12 protein-coding genes are annotated in these 15371 nt (G+C 53.9%); 5 read left to right on the top strand and 7 right to left on the bottom strand.

All coding sequences use genetic code 11. The features are described from left to right. Positions 1–10: 10 nt before the first annotated feature. From BJJ97_RS04605 to BJJ97_RS04590, 4 genes are read right to left on the bottom strand one after another with little or no spacing between them, the layout of a single operon-like run. Complete coding sequence (locus BJJ97_RS04605) at positions 11–1699, bottom strand: dipeptide ABC transporter ATP-binding protein (RefSeq protein ID WP_095993210.1); 1689 nt, start codon at positions 1697–1699, stop codon at positions 11–13. Beyond that, on the bottom strand, positions 1696–2556 hold the full coding sequence (locus BJJ97_RS04600) for an ABC transporter permease (RefSeq protein ID WP_095993209.1): 861 nt from the start codon (positions 2554–2556) through the stop codon (positions 1696–1698). The genes BJJ97_RS04605 and BJJ97_RS04600 overlap by 4 nt, the downstream gene beginning before the upstream one ends. Continuing rightward, positions 2553–3497, bottom strand: coding sequence for an ABC transporter permease (locus BJJ97_RS04595; RefSeq protein ID WP_095993208.1), 945 nt, complete (start codon positions 3495–3497; stop codon positions 2553–2555). Before BJJ97_RS04595 ends, BJJ97_RS04600 begins: the two co-directional genes overlap by 4 nt. 27 nt (positions 3498–3524) lie before the next feature. Further along, positions 3525–5162 (bottom strand): TIGR04028 family ABC transporter substrate-binding protein, encoded by a 1638-nt coding sequence (locus BJJ97_RS04590; RefSeq protein WP_095993207.1) that lies wholly within the window; start codon positions 5160–5162, stop codon positions 3525–3527. Positions 5163–5481: 319 nt separating this feature from the next. On the opposite strand from BJJ97_RS04590, the gene BJJ97_RS04585 reads away from it, so the two are divergent. Continuing rightward, positions 5482–6684 (top strand): serine hydrolase domain-containing protein, encoded by a 1203-nt coding sequence (locus BJJ97_RS04585; RefSeq protein ID WP_095993206.1) that lies wholly within the window; start codon positions 5482–5484, stop codon positions 6682–6684. Positions 6685–6801: 117 nt separating this feature from the next. On the opposite strand, the gene ghrB is transcribed toward BJJ97_RS04585, so the two are convergent. Next, the gene (gene ghrB, locus BJJ97_RS04580) at positions 6802–7764 is read right to left on the bottom strand and encodes a glyoxylate/hydroxypyruvate reductase GhrB (RefSeq protein ID WP_039483362.1); all 963 of its coding nucleotides are present in this window, start codon (positions 7762–7764) and stop codon (positions 6802–6804) included. A gap of 340 nt (positions 7765–8104) precedes the next feature. On the opposite strand from ghrB, the gene BJJ97_RS04575 reads away from it, so the two are divergent. Beyond that, positions 8105–10066 carry a methyl-accepting chemotaxis protein gene (locus BJJ97_RS04575; RefSeq protein ID WP_095993205.1) on the top strand — a complete coding sequence of 654 codons (1962 nt, stop codon included), beginning with the start codon at positions 8105–8107 and terminating at the stop codon, positions 10064–10066. A gap of 31 nt (positions 10067–10097) precedes the next feature. Here BJJ97_RS04575 and BJJ97_RS04570 read toward each other — a convergent pair whose 3' ends face one another. Both BJJ97_RS04570 and BJJ97_RS04565 read right to left on the bottom strand, forming a co-directional pair. Then, positions 10098–10559, bottom strand: a complete 462-nt coding sequence (locus BJJ97_RS04570) for an N-acetyltransferase (protein WP_095993204.1) — start codon at positions 10557–10559, stop codon at positions 10098–10100. Then, positions 10556–11119, bottom strand: a complete 564-nt coding sequence (locus BJJ97_RS04565) for a DNA-3-methyladenine glycosylase I (RefSeq protein WP_039483256.1) — start codon at positions 11117–11119, stop codon at positions 10556–10558. The genes BJJ97_RS04570 and BJJ97_RS04565 overlap by 4 nt, the downstream gene beginning before the upstream one ends. A 261-nt stretch (positions 11120–11380) precedes the next feature. Between BJJ97_RS04565 and BJJ97_RS04555 the strand changes: the two genes are divergently transcribed. The 3 genes from BJJ97_RS04555 to glyS all read left to right on the top strand — a co-directional run bounded on the left by BJJ97_RS04555 (position 11381) and on the right by glyS (position 15307). Beyond that, positions 11381–12187, top strand: coding sequence for a sulfite exporter TauE/SafE family protein (locus BJJ97_RS04555; RefSeq protein ID WP_095993202.1), 807 nt, complete (start codon positions 11381–11383; stop codon positions 12185–12187). 126 nt (positions 12188–12313) lie between these two features. Beyond that, the gene (gene glyQ / locus BJJ97_RS04550) at positions 12314–13228 is read left to right on the top strand and encodes a glycine--tRNA ligase subunit alpha (RefSeq protein WP_010296573.1); all 915 of its coding nucleotides are present in this window, start codon (positions 12314–12316) and stop codon (positions 13226–13228) included. A gap of 9 nt (positions 13229–13237) precedes the next feature. Then, on the top strand, positions 13238–15307 hold the full coding sequence (glyS, locus tag BJJ97_RS04545; RefSeq protein ID WP_095993201.1) for a glycine--tRNA ligase subunit beta: 2070 nt from the start codon (positions 13238–13240) through the stop codon (positions 15305–15307). Positions 15308–15371: the final 64 nt, after the last annotated feature.

Raw genomic sequence — 15371 nt, 5'->3', positions numbered from 1 at the left:
CGACTTTTTTTCAAAGTGAATGTGTTTCAGTGTGAATGTGAGCGTGGTGCGAGCGGGCAAAAGCCGGGTGTTGCTGCCCGGGGATAGCCTCGATGAGTTCACGGGTGTAGCGATGTTCGGGCTGGGCGAAGATCTGCTCCACCGGGCCGGATTCAAGCTGCTTGCCGTGGTACAGCACGGAAACGGTGTCGGCGATTTGGCGTACCACCGCTAAATCGTGCGAGATGAACAGGTACGTTAGCCCGAGTGATTCCTGTAGCTCGGCCAGCAAACGCAGAATCTGCGCCTGCACGGTGACATCCAGCGCCGAGACGGCTTCGTCCAGCACCAGAACCTGGGGTTCCAGCACCAGCGCGCGGGCGATGGCGACACGCTGGCGTTGGCCGCCAGACAGTTCACGCGGCTTGCGTGACAGCAGCGCGACTGGCAGGGCAACGCGCTCGAACATCTCATGAATTTTTCGTTCCCGCTGCGCGGCGGTATGGCGATTAAAATTGCGCAGCGGTTCTTCGACGATGTCGTATAGACGCTGTGACGGATCGAGCGAGCTAAAAGGGTTTTGATAGACCAACTGGATTTTTTGCCGGAACTGACGCAGCGCTTCACCTTTCAGATGCGTGATGTCGGTGCCGTCGATCAGAATGCGCCCCGCACTAGGATGATGGAACCCGAGCAGGCTACGCGCCGTGGTGGTTTTACCGGAACCGGACTCGCCAACAATGGCGTGTGTTGTGCCGCGCGCCACACTGAAAGAGACGTCATCCACTGCCCGAAAATGTTCCCCTTTACGACCCGACAGAGGGAAGGTCTGCACCAGATTTTCAACCGAGACAATAATGTCAGGAACCGATGCATTGGCACGCTGTGGTCGCGGGTTGGAGTTGAGCGACGGAACATTCGCCAGCAGCGTGCGGGCATAGTGGCTTGAGGGCGCGCTGAGCACTTCAAGCGTTGGGCCCTGTTCCTGAATGTAGCCGTTCTGAAAAACCAGCAGCCGATCGGCGCGTTCGGCCGCTACCCCCAGATCGTGAGTGACGAACAGCACCGCCGTGCCATTTTCGCGCCGCAGTTCATCAAGCAGATCGAGAATACGTTTCTGCACCGTGACGTCCAGCGCACTGGTGGGCTCATCGGCAATAATCAGCGCGGGTTTTAGCGCAATCGCAATCGCGATCAGGACGCGCTGTTTCATACCGCCGGACAGCTCGTGCGGATACTGCTTCGCCCGCAGATCCGGCTGGTTTAGTCCCACGCGTTCCAGCAGAGCCAGCGTTTTCTGGCGGGTTGTCTGGCGATCTTCCCGCTGATGAATACGCAGAATCTCGTCCACCTGCTCGCCGATGGTTTGCACCGGATTCAGGGAGCTAGTGGGATCTTGCGGGATCAGGCTGATCTGTGCACCGCGCACGCTATCCAATCGCTTTTGCGACCAGCCGCTGATATCCACACCGTTTAGCCGAATGGCACCGCGCGTTAACCGACCGTTCTCGGCGAGTAAACCGATGACGGCCTGCGCAGTGGTCGTCTTCCCTGAACCCGATTCCCCCACCAGCGCTACCACTTCACCGGGCTGAATATGGAAAGAGACGCCTTCGACCACGGTCTGCTCGCGGTCATCGCTGCGATAGGCAATCGTGACATTCTCCAGAGCCAGTACGGGCACGGCCGCGCTGGTTTGTAAGCTGGCTGACAGGCTCATCGTTCCGTCCTCCTGATCGACTGGCTGATACGGTTAGCGGATAGCACAACGAGTACGACAATCAGGCCGGGGAAGGTGGTTAGCCACCAGGCGGTTGCGATGTAGTTGCGGCCTTCGGCGATCAGCAGCCCCCATTCCGGCGTGGGCGGTGGTGCGCCGTAACCGAGGAAACTTAGTGTGGAAATAGCCAGAATCGCGCTGCCGAATTGCAGGGCGGCAAAGGCGAAAACGGTGGTCAGTGAGTTCGGCAGAATGTGTCGCCACAGCACGCTGAAAAAGGTGCCGCCGCTGCCATAGGCCGCTTCGACATAGTCGCTGTGGCGCACGCGCAATACTTCTGAACGTACCAGTCGGGTGAAACTGGCGACGGAGGTGACGCCCACGGCAATAGCGGCGTTAACCGTGCCGAAACCCAACAGAATGATGACGCTTAGCGCCAGCAGCAGGCTGGGAATGGCTAGCAACACATCAATGCTGCGCATCACGACGCTATCCAGCCAGCCGCCGACTGCGCCTGCCAATAGGCCGAACAGGCTGCCGAGCACCAGACCCAGCCCGACGGCAATAACGGCACCGGAAAGTGAATGTACTGCGCCATAAACGATGCGTGCATAGAGATCGCGCCCCAGTTGGTCGGTGCCGAGCCAGTAGTCGGCGTCAGGTGCCAGCCGCTGTGCGCCTGCGATGCCTTCCGTCGGGCTATAGCCGGTAAACCAGCCGGGAAACAGCGCCCAGAGTGCGACGGTCAGCATGACCAGCCAGGCCAGCGCCAGCCCCGGCTGAAAGGCGTAGCGACGCAGAAGCGGTCGCTTGCGCAGAAGAGGAAACGTGATTTTTTCCAGCGATACAGTAGTCATAGCGTGGCTCCTGGCGTTCTTTTCAGGCGCGGATCGAGAAGGGGATAGAGCAGATCGACGGCCAGATTGACGACAACAAAGGCGGCGGCAGAAATCAGCACGATGGCCTGCAATACGCTGCTGTCCTGATAGTTCACGGCTTCCTGCGTCAATTGGCCGAGCCCGTTACGGCCAAACACGGTTTCGGTAATCAGTGCCCCTGCAATCAGTTCACCCAATAGCAAACCGGCAATGGTCAGCGTGGGCAGCATCGCGTTACGGGCGATATGTCGCCAGAGCACGCCGCTGCGGCTAGCTCCTTTGGCTCGAGCGACGGCAACAAACGGCTGGGTTTGCACCTGATCGATGCTGCGCATCAGCACCTGAGCAAGCGGGGCAGAAATCGGCAGCGCCAGCGTGAGAACCGGCAAAATCAGTCCTTCCCACTCGCCGGGGTTAATCACCGGAATCAGCCCCAGACGGAAAGAGAAAATCTGAATCAGCACGATGCCCAGCCAGAAGGTCGGCACGGAAATAAACAGCGACGGCAATGATTGCAGCGCGGTTCGCAGCCACTGGAACGGCGTTAGCGTCGATAAGAACGCGAGGGCAAACGCCAGCAGGCCGGCAGCAATAAAACCCAGCACTGCGAGCAGCAGCGTAGGCGGCAGATTTGCAGCAATCAGCTCGGTGACTGGCACGCCAGCCTGAAGAGAGAGGCCGAGATCGCCACGCAGTATCTGGGCTATCGCATGAAAATATTGCGTGAGCACCGGTGTATCGGCACCGTAGGACAACCGTAGCTGCGCGATCTGCTCGGCGCTCAGGCCGAGCTCTGGGTTTTGGAATTTGATCAGTACCGCATCACCCGGCATCGCCTGAAGCAGGATGAAAGACAGGGTAAATGCCGCCCACAGGACGAGCAGTGCCTGACCGATGCGCAATGCCAGATATCGGTTCATGATGACCTCCTCCTTCTTTCTTCTGTGTTACTTATCCAGCCAGGTGTTGTAGAAGCTGGGGCGACCAACGGCTTCAAACGCGATGCCTTTTGTGGTGGGTGCGCCCGCAAACACCTGTGGTTCTTCAAAAATAGGAATGACGTAGGCCTGATCGATCAGGTAGCTCTGCACCTCTCCAACCAGCGCCAGCCGCTTGTTGCGGGCGGTTTCCGCCGCGATGCCATCCAGCAGCGTATTCAGATGTGAATCTACAAAGGTGTTCACTTTGTCGCTGGAACCGCCTTTTTGCAGCAGGACGTTACGTACCGTCGGGTAATACTGGCTTTTCAGCACATCCGGGTCGGCACGGCCTACCATCGCAGGAGCCACACCGGTTTTCAGCGGATCGAGGCTATCGACGGTCTTGCTGCCTGCATCGCCCGCCAGCACGTTCAGCTTCACGCCGACTTTTGCCCACTGTTGAGAAACCAGCTGTAAGGTTTCTTTATTCTGTGGCTGCGGCAGGGATTCATAAGCGGTCAGTTCCAGCGTTTTGCCGTCTTTTTGCCGCAATCCTTGTGAACCAGTTTTCCAACCTGCGTCATCTAACAGTTTGTTGGCCTGCGCGGGATCGAACGTGAGCTTGCTGGAGAGATCGACATAGCCAGCGGCGGTTTTAGCCAGTGGTGACGTAGCCTGCGGGTAGTTGCCAGAGAACAACGTATCGATGATCTCTTTAGTGTTGGTGGCGTGCAGTAGCGCTTGGCGCACGCGGATATCGGCGACCAGTGGGTTATCTGGGCGGAAAACCACGCTGTTATTGACGCCGCGCGTCGGTGGGGCATAAAGATTGAAGCCCTGACTCTGTACCCGCTTCTCATCATAGGCCTGAATCTGACGAATGAAGTCAGCCTGACCCGAGACCAATGCGCCAATGCGCACGCTGTCTTCTGGGGTGACCAGATAGGTAATGCCGTCCAGATAGGCGCGCCCCTGGTGCTTCGATTTAACCGGAGCCCAGTTGTAATCCTTACGGGCGGTCAGTTTCAGTTCGCGTCCCAGTTTCTCGCTGCTCACCACGAACGGGCCGGAGCCAATAATGTTTTTAGCATTGCCTAACTGATTGAAATTGCGCTCCAGCGTACTGAGAGATACCAGACCGGAACCGATGGTCGCAGTACCTTGCAGGAAGCCCGGAGACGGCTTCTTAAAGTAAAACTTCACCGTGAGCGGATCGATAACTTCACTGCGCAGGTAGTTATTGATGACCTCGGAAACCGGCTGGTTAAGCGCCGTGTTCCCCAAGCCATAGGTATCGAAGTTTTTCGCTACTGCGTTGGCATCCAGCGGCGTGCCGTCAGAGAAGCTGACGCCGGGACGAATCTTGAACGTGTATTCGGTGTTATCCGCGTTAATGGTCCAGGATTCTGCAATCCACGGCTCGACCTCCAGCGTTTCGGGATTCTGGTACGTCAGTTTATCGGTAATCTGATTGAGGATGCCGCCGTTCGGGTAAAACCCGCCCGCAGGCGTATAGAGATTGGTGTGCGCCTGCTGCTCCAGATAAATCAGCGTGCCGCCGATTTTCGGTGCGTCGTTCGCAGCCTGTGCGCCCAACGCACCACCCAGAAGGAGCAATGAGGCAAAAAGAGTGAGTTTCTGATGAGGATGCAAAAAAGTCGCCACGATGGTTTTCCCTACATGTGATGGTTTTTATTAAATTTGTTTTTTATCAGGTGAATATGCGTATCGATTACGTCCTGAAACGGGGAATACAGCAGAAGACGTTAACCGTTCGTTACAGCCGATACTTCCATAGGAGGTAGGAAACAGCAAAGAACAATACCGGTATTGGTTATCCAGTTTTAGGTAGAAAGAAAGGGAATAACGCGAATAAATTGGGACAGAGTGAAGTGGGGGAAATATATTAATAGTGCTTTTTGAATGAACCTTTTAAGATCGAAAAAATTCAACGCCCGTATAGTCAATTTAAGATATTTTTATTATGCGTTTACGCTTTCGATTTACGCTGTGCATGGCAGCACTATTGATGCTTTCAGGGTGTGGTGCATTATCAAATATGTCTATTGATGAATCGGATGCCGATGTTCTGCGGCTTGCCTGCTATCAGGATTTAACTGCCGAGGTTGATCGTCTGGCCGTTCCTTTCCTTAAACAAAAAGCGATACCGGGCTTGGTTGTTGGGGTGCTAACTGCGGATGGAACGATGCGTAGTTGGGGATATGGCTTTACGGATAGCGATCACCGTTATCCCATTACGGGCGATACCCTGTTTGCCGTGGGGTCGGTGAGTAAAGGGTTTATGGCGGAAACCACGGGCATTCTGGTAAAGCGAGGCGTATTACGCTGGGAGAATACGCTTGAAGAGCTCCTGCCTGGTCATATTCTCTTAAGCGACAGCGCAAAAAAGATCACGTTACTACAATTGGTTACCCACACTTCGGGCTTACCTCGCCAGATGATGGATATGCAGATGCTGGGGCTTTTTGCCGAGTATCTCTTTACTGGGAATAACTTCTATACGCTATTGGATGACGATCGGGTATTGGATTATTTGGCTGACTTTACGGTACCGACGAATCCAACGCCGACGTATTCAAATCTTGGCTATGCCATTCTGGGGTATGTCCTACAGCTGAAAACTGGGGAATCCATTGATCGGTTGGTTAATGAAAATATCATCGACCCCCTCAGACTGGAAAACACCAGTTTTACCCCACAAAAATTAACGCGCTTTCCCTACCGAGCGATTGGTCATGCTGGCGATCAGCCCAAATTTATTATGCGCGGTAAGCCGATACCTGACTGGCACTTTTCTTCCAATATGGTAGGCGCTGCCAGTTTGTACACCAGTGCCAATGACCTGTTGAAATTTGCCCGTGCACATATTTATCCGACGGGCTATTACGCGCTGGACGAAGCTATAAACGATTCAATGAAAACCTATTACAACCGCACCAAACAGGCTGCCAATATTGCCTGGATTACTGATGAAGTCGGCACGCAGCATATTACCTATCAGGTGGGATATATTGGCGGTTATTCAAGTTATATCGGGTTAGATCGCCAGAATCGTATTGCCGTGGTTGTTCTGCAAAACAGCTTCAATTGGGATAATAACCTCGGCCATACTCTTATCTCGCGTATGGGTCAGGCAATGCATTATCAGGGCGTGTGTAAGATTTAAAAAATCGGTTTTCTACATAAGTTCCGACCCGCACGTCTCCAGAAACGCAGCAAACATCGTGACTGGAGCGTGAAGGGCGTTTTGCAAGCAAACGCTTATGTCATATACGATTTAAGGCTATTTCAACACCTGCGGATTTACGCAGTTTTCTTTTACCTGACCGCTCAGGGCGGCAATCAGGTTGTCAACGGCGCAGGCGGCCATGCCGTAACGGGTTTCGTGCGTGGCAGAACCGATGTGCGGCAGTGCCACCACGTTAGGTAAATCCAGCAGTGGAGAATCGACGGGCAGCGGTTCTTTGACAAAAACATCTAGCCCTGCGGCCTGAATTGTTCCTTTCACCAAAGCTTCCGTCAGTGCTTCTTCATCCACAACGGCACCACGACCGATATTAATCAAAATGGCGCTGGGTTTCATTTTCGCCAGCTGTTCGCGGCCGATGAGATGGTGAGTTTCTGCCGTGAGCGGCAGCGTGATACAGAGGAAATCAGATTCGGCCAAGAGCGTATCGAGATCGCAGTGACGGGCATTAAAGCGCTGCTCCGCTTCGGCGTGATGGCGGCGTGCGTTGTACAGAACCGGCATGCTGAAGCCAAAGTGGGCGCGCTGTGCGACGGCCAGACCAATGCGGCCCATCCCCAGAATACCGATGGTTTTATGGTGAACGTCGGTACCAAACCAGTCGCTGCCGACCCCCTCTTTCCATTCGCCCGCCTTGACCCGCTCGGCCACTTCTACGACCCGGCGGGCGCTGGCGAGCATCAGTGCCAGAACGGTATCCGCCACCGTTTCCGTCAGCACAGTCGGGGTGTGCATGAGAATCACCCCTTTTTCATTCAACGCGTCGACGTTAAAGGTGTCGTAACCGACAGAAATGGTGGAGGCTGCGCGTAAACGCGGGGCGTGTTGCAGGAAGTCTTTATCGACTTTACCGCCGGAACCAATGATGCCTTCGGCCGTTGCCAGAGCAGGGTGGTCGAGTGAGGGAAAGGCGTCAAGTTCAGTGACGGTGAAGTGTTGGTCTAAACGAGCGCGTAGGTCGTCAGCAATTTTTTTATACAGGATAACGCTAGGTTTCATCACAAACTCCAGCAGATTAAGGAAGTTAACGTAGAAATAGCTCATCGAATAATCGCGTAGCTGGCGAGAGACTGCAAGCGATACCGCCCCCGCATCTGCCCAAGGTTAACCGCGATTAATGGGGGATTTGCACGATTGGGATGATGAACGATCGCATACAGACGCACCACCGCCGCATGTGGGATGCCCCGCGAGCGGCGCGAGGCTTCTTTATGGCTAATTGATTAATATATTTCCTTTGTGATTATTATCACTCGTTTTCAGGTAAAGCATTACCGTAAAAAACCGATAACCCTATCTACGGGGATGTTTTAGGCATGGTTTTTTAATGGGGGCGGAAATGCATTTTTTTACCAGGATTATGAGTAACCTCAAAGTTTCTCATAAGCTGTACGGCGGTTTCGGGATTGTCCTGTTGTTGGTCATGATCGCGTCTGGCGTTGGCGCTGTACGATTTTTTATCATCCACGATCTGTATGTTAAAACGACAATTTTGAATGAAATGAATCACTATCTCGATCAGTCAAAAATGGCGAGGGTAAAATATTCATTCACCTTTGCGGATGACAATATCAAGAATCTCAATACCTACATTAATCAGGCAAGCCAGCAAAAAGAAAAAGCGAAAGCACTCACGTGGGAAGCAGAATATCTCTCTGATTTTAATAAACTTGATCAAGATTTTGCAGATTATGATACCGATCTGAATACCATGAAAGCTGCCGCAAATGCGGTGGTCGAGACGGCAAAGAAAATCAGCCAGATGAATGCCTCCGATGCGTTAACGGCATTTATGACCCATCTCTCTGTCGGCGCGGATGAAAATGCGTTGTCTATGCAGAAGGAAGCCCTCTCACTGCTGTTCCTGAAACTAGTCAACAGCACCTACACCTTACAAAGAGAGAATAGTGAAGCGGCGTTTAACGCGCAGAAGCAGGTCTATGCTGAATCTAAGACATCCTACGATGCATTAGCCTCGTCGGTCAGCGACGATCGCCGTCGCGTAGTGGATTCATTTTGGCAAGCATTTGAAAATTATCATCAAACGGCAGAGCAGTATTACGCGCAGTTGGGGCAGTTAAAAGCCACAGATGTTAAATTCCGGGCAACCGGAGACAGAATGACGAGCGATATCGGCAGTATTCTGCAAAAGCTCGGTGCGAAGAATGATGACATTATCAATAGCTCCGTACTGCAAACGCTGATTTTAGGGGCGATTGCCATCGTATTCGGTTTATTGATCGCATGGTCTGTCACCCGACAAATTACCCGACCCATTATCACCAACCTGAAACTGGCGGAACGGATTGCGGGTGGCGATCTTTCAGCGAATGTCACGGTGGAACGTCATGATGAGTTGGGACAATTAACGACGGCCATGATGGTCATGACGGAGAAATTACGTCATTTAATGACTGATATTCGTCAGAGCGTGTACAGCGTTGAGAGCGCTTCTTCTGACATCGCATCGGGCAATAATGATTTGTCATCGCGTACCGAGCAGCAATCAGCGGCGATTGTAGAAACGGCAGCCAGCATGGAAGAGTTAACGGCTACCGTGAAGAACAACGCCGATAATGCCCGACATGCCAGCCAGATTGCCGGAGAAGCCTCAACCAATGCCAATCGTGGCGGGGATATTATTAACCGCGTGATTAATACTATGAGCGATATTTCAGGGAGTTCGAAGAAGATCGCTGATATCACGACGGTCATTAATAGCATCGCGTTCCAGACCAACATTCTGGCATTGAACGCGGCGGTGGAAGCGGCCCGAGCCGGTGAACAAGGACGAGGCTTCGCGGTGGTCGCCAGTGAAGTTCGTAGCCTTGCTCAGCGCAGTTCACAGGCGGCAAAAGAGATTGAAAGCCTGATCTCAGAATCGGTTTCGCGCGTCGATACCGGAACCGAGCTGGTTTCTCGGGCGGGAACGACGATGGATGACATTGTGGCTTCCGTGAGCCGCGTGAATGACATCATGGGCGAAATTTCCTCCGCATCGGATGAACAGAGCCGTGGTATTGCGCAAATCGGTAGTGCGGTGGCTGAAATGGATACCACTATCCAGCAGAATGCCTCTATGGTGAGCGAATCCTCTGCCGCGGCGAATTCGTTGCAGGAACAGGCCTCGAAGCTGGCAAAACTGATGTCGGTTTTCCGCATATCTGATTCGGATGTTGCCGGTCTGCCAAGGTTGCAAGGTTCGAACACCGGCAACGGGAATGCGGGCAACAAGGCTGCGCCTCGTCTGCCGACGCTCGCGTCGCGGGATAACGGGAACGATAACTGGACAACGTTCTGATATCCCGTTGAGTCGATGGCTCAGAGATGATCTATTGAACCGGAGGGAGTGGCGTCGCTGCTCCCTCGTTCGCCCACTGCATGATCAGCGCCGTGGCCTGTGTATCCTGATTGATGTTTTCCTCCACGATGATAAATCCCTGCTTATGGTAGAACCGACAGGCGCGCGTATTCTGCTGATACACTTCCAGACTGAGTAAGGGGTACTGTGCCTGAACATGTTGGATCAGCGCCGTGCCAATCTGCTTTCCATAATAGGCTTGTTCCACAAACAGCGCGCCAATGAACCGTTCCTCCAGCACGCTGATAAAGCCGATGAGGCTTCCCTGCTGCTCATAAACCCAGGTTTGCGACTGGGGAATATAGATCTCACGTACCGCGCTGGCACTTTCTTGCCAGTAATCTTCACGAATAAACGGATGTGCCAGCGTGGTGCTCTTTAGCCAAAGCTGCATCAGCGGGGCAAGATCGGGGTCGCGGTAAGGTCGAATCATGAGGTGCTTTCCTGATGACAAAAGCAGTCGGTGACATGGTCGTTGACCAATCCACCCGCCTGCATGAAGGCATAACAGATGGTTGAACCGATAAATTTGAAGCCGCGTTTCTTCAGGGCTTTGGACATGGCATCCGAAATGTCGGTTTTGGCTGGTACTTCTGCGAGCGAAGTGGGGTGATTGAGACGCGGTTGGTGTTCGACGAAAGACCAAATGAAGTGCGAGAAGCTTTCACCCTGACTTTCCATCGCCACCCACACTTTTGCATTGGTGATAATCGCCTCGATTTTTCCGCGATGGCGGATAATGCTGCTGTCCTGCACCAGCCGATCCACGTCATCCTGCGTCATCTGTGCCACTTGCTCAGGATCGAACTGGTGGAAGCAACGACGATAGTGTTCGCGTTTTTTCAGGACGGTGATCCAGGAAAGACCTGCCTGCTGACCCTCCAGACACAGTAACTCAAACAGCTTCTGGCTGTCGGTGCAGGGCTTCCCCCACTCGTTATCGTGGTAATCCTGATATAAGGTGTCTTGTGTAACCCAGCCGCAGCGTTGCATACCTTTCTCCTGATTAGGGTGAACCGTTCATTGTAAGGCGGTCTGTCGCAAGTAGGATTCGATCATGGCACTTATGCTGCTGTATATGCAACCAGTGTTTTGCGGGCGTGCTCGCAGATATGAAAGGTCGTTTGCGGATGGGGCAGAAAGTCGTCGCGGAATCATGAATAATGTTTTGCCAACAGCTCAGGGCTATTTATTCGCTCAAGGCTGTTCAATCGATCATAAGAAAAACATAGACAAGAGACAGGGGTACAGGGAATGGCAGTAGAGTGGGTAGCAGCCTATCTGGCATTAGGTGCGATAGTCGGTTTTATGGCGGGATTGTTGGGCATTGGCGGTGGCGGCATTATGGTGCCAGTGCTAACGGCGCTGTTTGCCGCGCAGGGTGTGGATAATACGCATTTGGTGCATCTGGCGTTGGGAACGTCAATGGCGGCCATCGTCGTCACGGCAATTTCCAGCCTACGTACCCATCATCAACATCAGGCGGTGCTTTGGCCTGTGGTGGTGAGGATTACGCCTGCCATCCTGATAGGGACATTCGCAGCCACCTGGCTGGCGACGCTGCTACCGACGCGGACGCTGGCGATCTTTTTCTCCTGCTTTATGGCCTACGTTGCGCTGCAAATGGTGCTGAATATCAAACCAAAACCGCAGCGCCAGTTGCCCGGTACGGCAGGCGTTTCGCTGGCGGGATTGGTGATTGGCGGTATTTCGGCGCTGGTGGCTATCGGCGGCGGGTCACTCACCGTGCCGTTCCTGACGTGGTGTAACGTCCGTATTCAGCAGGCGATTGGCACATCGGCGGCGGTGGGGTTACCCATTGCCCTTTCCGGTGCGCTGGGCTACATGATTAACGGCTGGTCGTCGACTGGGTTGCCTGACTACAGCGTCGGCTATGTCTCTTTGCCCGCTGTTCTCTTGATTTCTGCCGTCAGCTTCTTCACCGCGCCCGTTGGGGCTCGTTTGGCGCACCGTCTGCCTGTGGCGACGCTGAAGAAGGCCTTTGCCGCGCTGCTGTTGCTGCTGAGCCTGAAGATGTTGCAGACCGTTTTTTCAGGCTGATCCTGAAATTTGAAAGATGATGGCGGGGATTTGCACTTGTTGCCGCATTCTGGCTGTATATCTTGCGGTCAGAGGGTATACTGGCGAATTCCTTATAAATCCACTTGTATCGCGCGCGAATCCAACATGCAAAAGTTTGATACCAAGACCTTCCAGGGCCTGATCCTGACGTTACAGGATTATTGGGCTCGCCAGGGCTGCACCATTGTTCAACCATTGGACATGGAAGTCGGCGCAGGCACTTCACACCCTATGACCTGCCTGCGGGCACTGGGACCGGAGCCGATGGCTGCCGCCTACGTGCAGCCTTCTCGTCGTCCGACCGATGGGCGCTACGGCGAAAACCCGAACCGCTTACAGCACTATTACCAGTTTCAGGTCGTCATTAAGCCATCACCGGAAAATATTCAGGAGCTGTATCTCGGTTCTCTGAAAGAACTGGGCATGGATCCGACCATTCACGATATCCGCTTCGTGGAAGACAACTGGGAAAACCCAACGCTGGGCGCATGGGGCCTGGGCTGGGAAGTCTGGTTGAACGGTATGGAAGTCACGCAGTTTACCTACTTCCAGCAGGTTGGCGGTTTGGAATGTAAACCAGTGACCGGTGAGATCACCTACGGCCTGGAACGCCTGGCGATGTACATTCAGGGCGTTGATAGCGTTTACGATCTGGTCTGGAGCGATGGCCCGTTAGGGAAAACCACCTACGGCGACGTGTTCCATCAAAACGAAGTTGAGCAATCGACCTACAACTTTGAACACGCTGATGTCGATTTCCTGTTCAGCTGCTTCGAGCAATATGAGAAAGAAGCGCAGCACCTGCTGGCGCTGGAAAAACCGCTGCCTTTACCGGCTTACGAACGCATTCTGAAAGCGGCGCACAGCTTTAACCTGCTGGATGCGCGTAAAGCGATCTCAGTTACCGAGCGCCAGCGCTACATTCTGCGTATTCGTACCCTGACCAAAGCGGTCGCGGAAGCCTACTATGCCTCGCGTGAGGCGCTGGGTTTCCCGATGTGTAATAAGAAAGAGAGCTAAGAGGCAGCCATGACTGACAAGACTTTTCTGGTGGAAATTGGCACGGAAGAGCTGCCGCCGAAGGCTCTCCGTAATCTGGCAGAATCCTTTGCCGCTAATTTCACGGCGGAGCTGGATGCCGCCAATCTGGCACACGGTGACGTAAGCTGGTTTGCCGCACCGCGCCGTCTGGCGCTGAAAGTGGCACGCTTAAGCGCCTCTCAGCCCGATCGTGAAGTAGAAAAACGTGGTCCGGCGATTTCACAAGCGTTTGATGCTGAAGGCAAGCCGACCAAAGCGGCAGAAGGCTGGGCGCGTGGCTGTGGTATCACCGTTGAGCAAGCTGAACGTTTGACGACCGATAAAGGCGAGTGGCTGCTGTATCGTGCCCACGCGAAAGGCGAACAGGCACAGGCGCTGCTGGCTGGCATGGTAAGCACCGCATTATCGAAGCTGCCGATTCCAAAATTGATGCGCTGGAGCGACAAAGAAACGCAGTTTGTGCGTCCGGTGCACACGGTAACCATGCTGCTGGGTGAAGAACTGATCCCCGGTCAGGTGTTGGGTATCAATTCCGCTCGTACTCTTCGCGGCCACCGCTTTATGGGCGAAGCTGAATTTACGATCGATAACGCCGAGCAGTATCCGCAGATTCTGCTGGAACGCGGTAAAGTCGTCGCCGACTACGATACGCGTAAAGCCAAAATCAAAGCCGATGCAGAAGAAGCCGCACGCAAGATTGGCGGCAATGCCGATCTGAGCGAGAGCCTGCTGGAAGAAGTCACTTCGCTGGTGGAATGGCCAGTGGTGCTGACTGCGAAATTTGAAGAAAAATTCCTCGCTGTGCCGTCCGAAGCGCTGGTTTACACCATGAAAGGTGACCAGAAGTATTTCCCGGTTTACGACAACAGCGGCAATCTGCTGCCAAACTTCATCTTTGTTGCCAATATCGAATCCAAAGATCCACAGCAGATTATTTCCGGTAACGAAAAAGTGGTGCGCCCGCGTCTGGCTGATGCTGAATTCTTCTTCAATACCGACCGTAAGAAGCGTTTGGAAGATCACCTGCCGCGTCTGGAAACTGTCTTGTTCCAGCAGCAGTTAGGTTCATTGCGCGACAAAACTGACCGTATTCAGGCGCTTGCTGGCTGGGTTGCTGATCAGATTGGTGCTGATGTGAATCACGCGACGCGTGCGGGTCTGCTGTCCAAGTGTGACCTGATGACCAACATGGTGTTCGAATTCACCGACACGCAGGGCGTGATGGGGATGCACTATGCGCGTCATGATGGCGAAGCGGAAGATGTTGCCGTTGCGTTGAATGAGCAGTACCAGCCGCGCTTTGCGGGTGACGAGCTGCCGTCTTCTGCGGTGGCCTGTGCGCTGGCGATTGCTGACAAAATGGATTCGCTGGCAGGGATTTTTGGCATCGGCCAACACCCGAAAGGTGACAAAGACCCGTTTGCGCTGCGTCGTGCCGCCCTCGGTGTGCTGCGCATCATCGTCGAAAAACGTCTGCCGCTGGATTTGCAGACGCTGGCCGAAGAAGCGGTGCGTTTGTATGGCGATAAGCTGTCTAATGCCAAGGTTGTGGATGACGTGATTGAGTTTATGCTCGGTCGCTTCCGTGCCTGGTATCAGGAAGAAGGCCACAGCGTGGATACCATTCAGGCGGTATTGGCACGTCGTCCTACCCGTCCGGCTGATTTCGATGCTCGCGTGAAAGCCGTCAGCCACTTCCGTTCGCTGGATGCCGCCGCGGCGCTGGCAGCGGCTAACAAACGCGTTTCCAACATTCTGGCGAAGTCTACCGATACGCTAAATGAAAGCGTTAATGCTGCCGTATTGAAAGACGCGGCGGAAATTACTCTGGCCACGCACCTTGTTGTGCTGCGCGACAAACTGACGCCGCTGTTCGCTGAAGGTCGCTATCAGGAAGCGCTGGTTGAGCTGGCCTCACTGCGTGAGCCTGTCGATGCGTTCTTCGATCAGGTGATGGTCATGGCGGAAGATGAGCAGGTTCGAGTGAACCGCCTGACGCTGCTGAGCCAACTGCGTGAGCTGTTCTTGCAGGTTGCAGATATTTCCGTCCTGCAATAACGACAATAGCGTTACGTAATCCCAACCCCCGAGTCGGTTCGCCCGTTCGGGGGTTATTTTTTTC

It is taken from the genome of Pectobacterium polaris, assembly GCF_002307355.1.
GTDB lineage: Bacteria > Pseudomonadota > Gammaproteobacteria > Enterobacterales > Enterobacteriaceae > Pectobacterium > Pectobacterium polare.
Note: the sequence above shows the minus strand (reverse complement) of the source record. Positions and strands in the feature narration are given on the sequence as shown.

What these genes read in the sequence shown, in the direction of transcription:
- BJJ97_RS04605 (WP_095993210.1), bottom strand. Translation starts at nt 1,699, where the DNA reads ATGAGCCTGTCAGCCAGCTTACAAACCAGCGCGGCCGTGCCCGTACTG.
- BJJ97_RS04600 (WP_095993209.1), bottom strand. Translation starts at nt 2,556, where the DNA reads ATGACTACTGTATCGCTGGAAAAAATCACGTTTCCTCTTCTGCGCAAG.
- BJJ97_RS04595 (WP_095993208.1), bottom strand. Translation starts at nt 3,497, where the DNA reads ATGAACCGATATCTGGCATTGCGCATCGGTCAGGCACTGCTCGTCCTG.
- BJJ97_RS04585 (WP_095993206.1), top strand. Translation starts at nt 5,482, where the DNA reads ATGCGTTTACGCTTTCGATTTACGCTGTGCATGGCAGCACTATTGATG.
- ghrB (WP_039483362.1), bottom strand. Translation starts at nt 7,764, where the DNA reads ATGAAACCTAGCGTTATCCTGTATAAAAAAATTGCTGACGACCTACGC.
- BJJ97_RS04575 (WP_095993205.1), top strand. Translation starts at nt 8,105, where the DNA reads ATGCATTTTTTTACCAGGATTATGAGTAACCTCAAAGTTTCTCATAAG.
- BJJ97_RS04570 (WP_095993204.1), bottom strand. Translation starts at nt 10,559, where the DNA reads ATGATTCGACCTTACCGCGACCCCGATCTTGCCCCGCTGATGCAGCTT.
- BJJ97_RS04565 (WP_039483256.1), bottom strand. Translation starts at nt 11,119, where the DNA reads ATGCAACGCTGCGGCTGGGTTACACAAGACACCTTATATCAGGATTAC.
- BJJ97_RS04555 (WP_095993202.1), top strand. Translation starts at nt 11,381, where the DNA reads ATGGCAGTAGAGTGGGTAGCAGCCTATCTGGCATTAGGTGCGATAGTC.
- glyQ (WP_010296573.1), top strand. Translation starts at nt 12,314, where the DNA reads ATGCAAAAGTTTGATACCAAGACCTTCCAGGGCCTGATCCTGACGTTA.
- glyS (WP_095993201.1), top strand. Translation starts at nt 13,238, where the DNA reads ATGACTGACAAGACTTTTCTGGTGGAAATTGGCACGGAAGAGCTGCCG.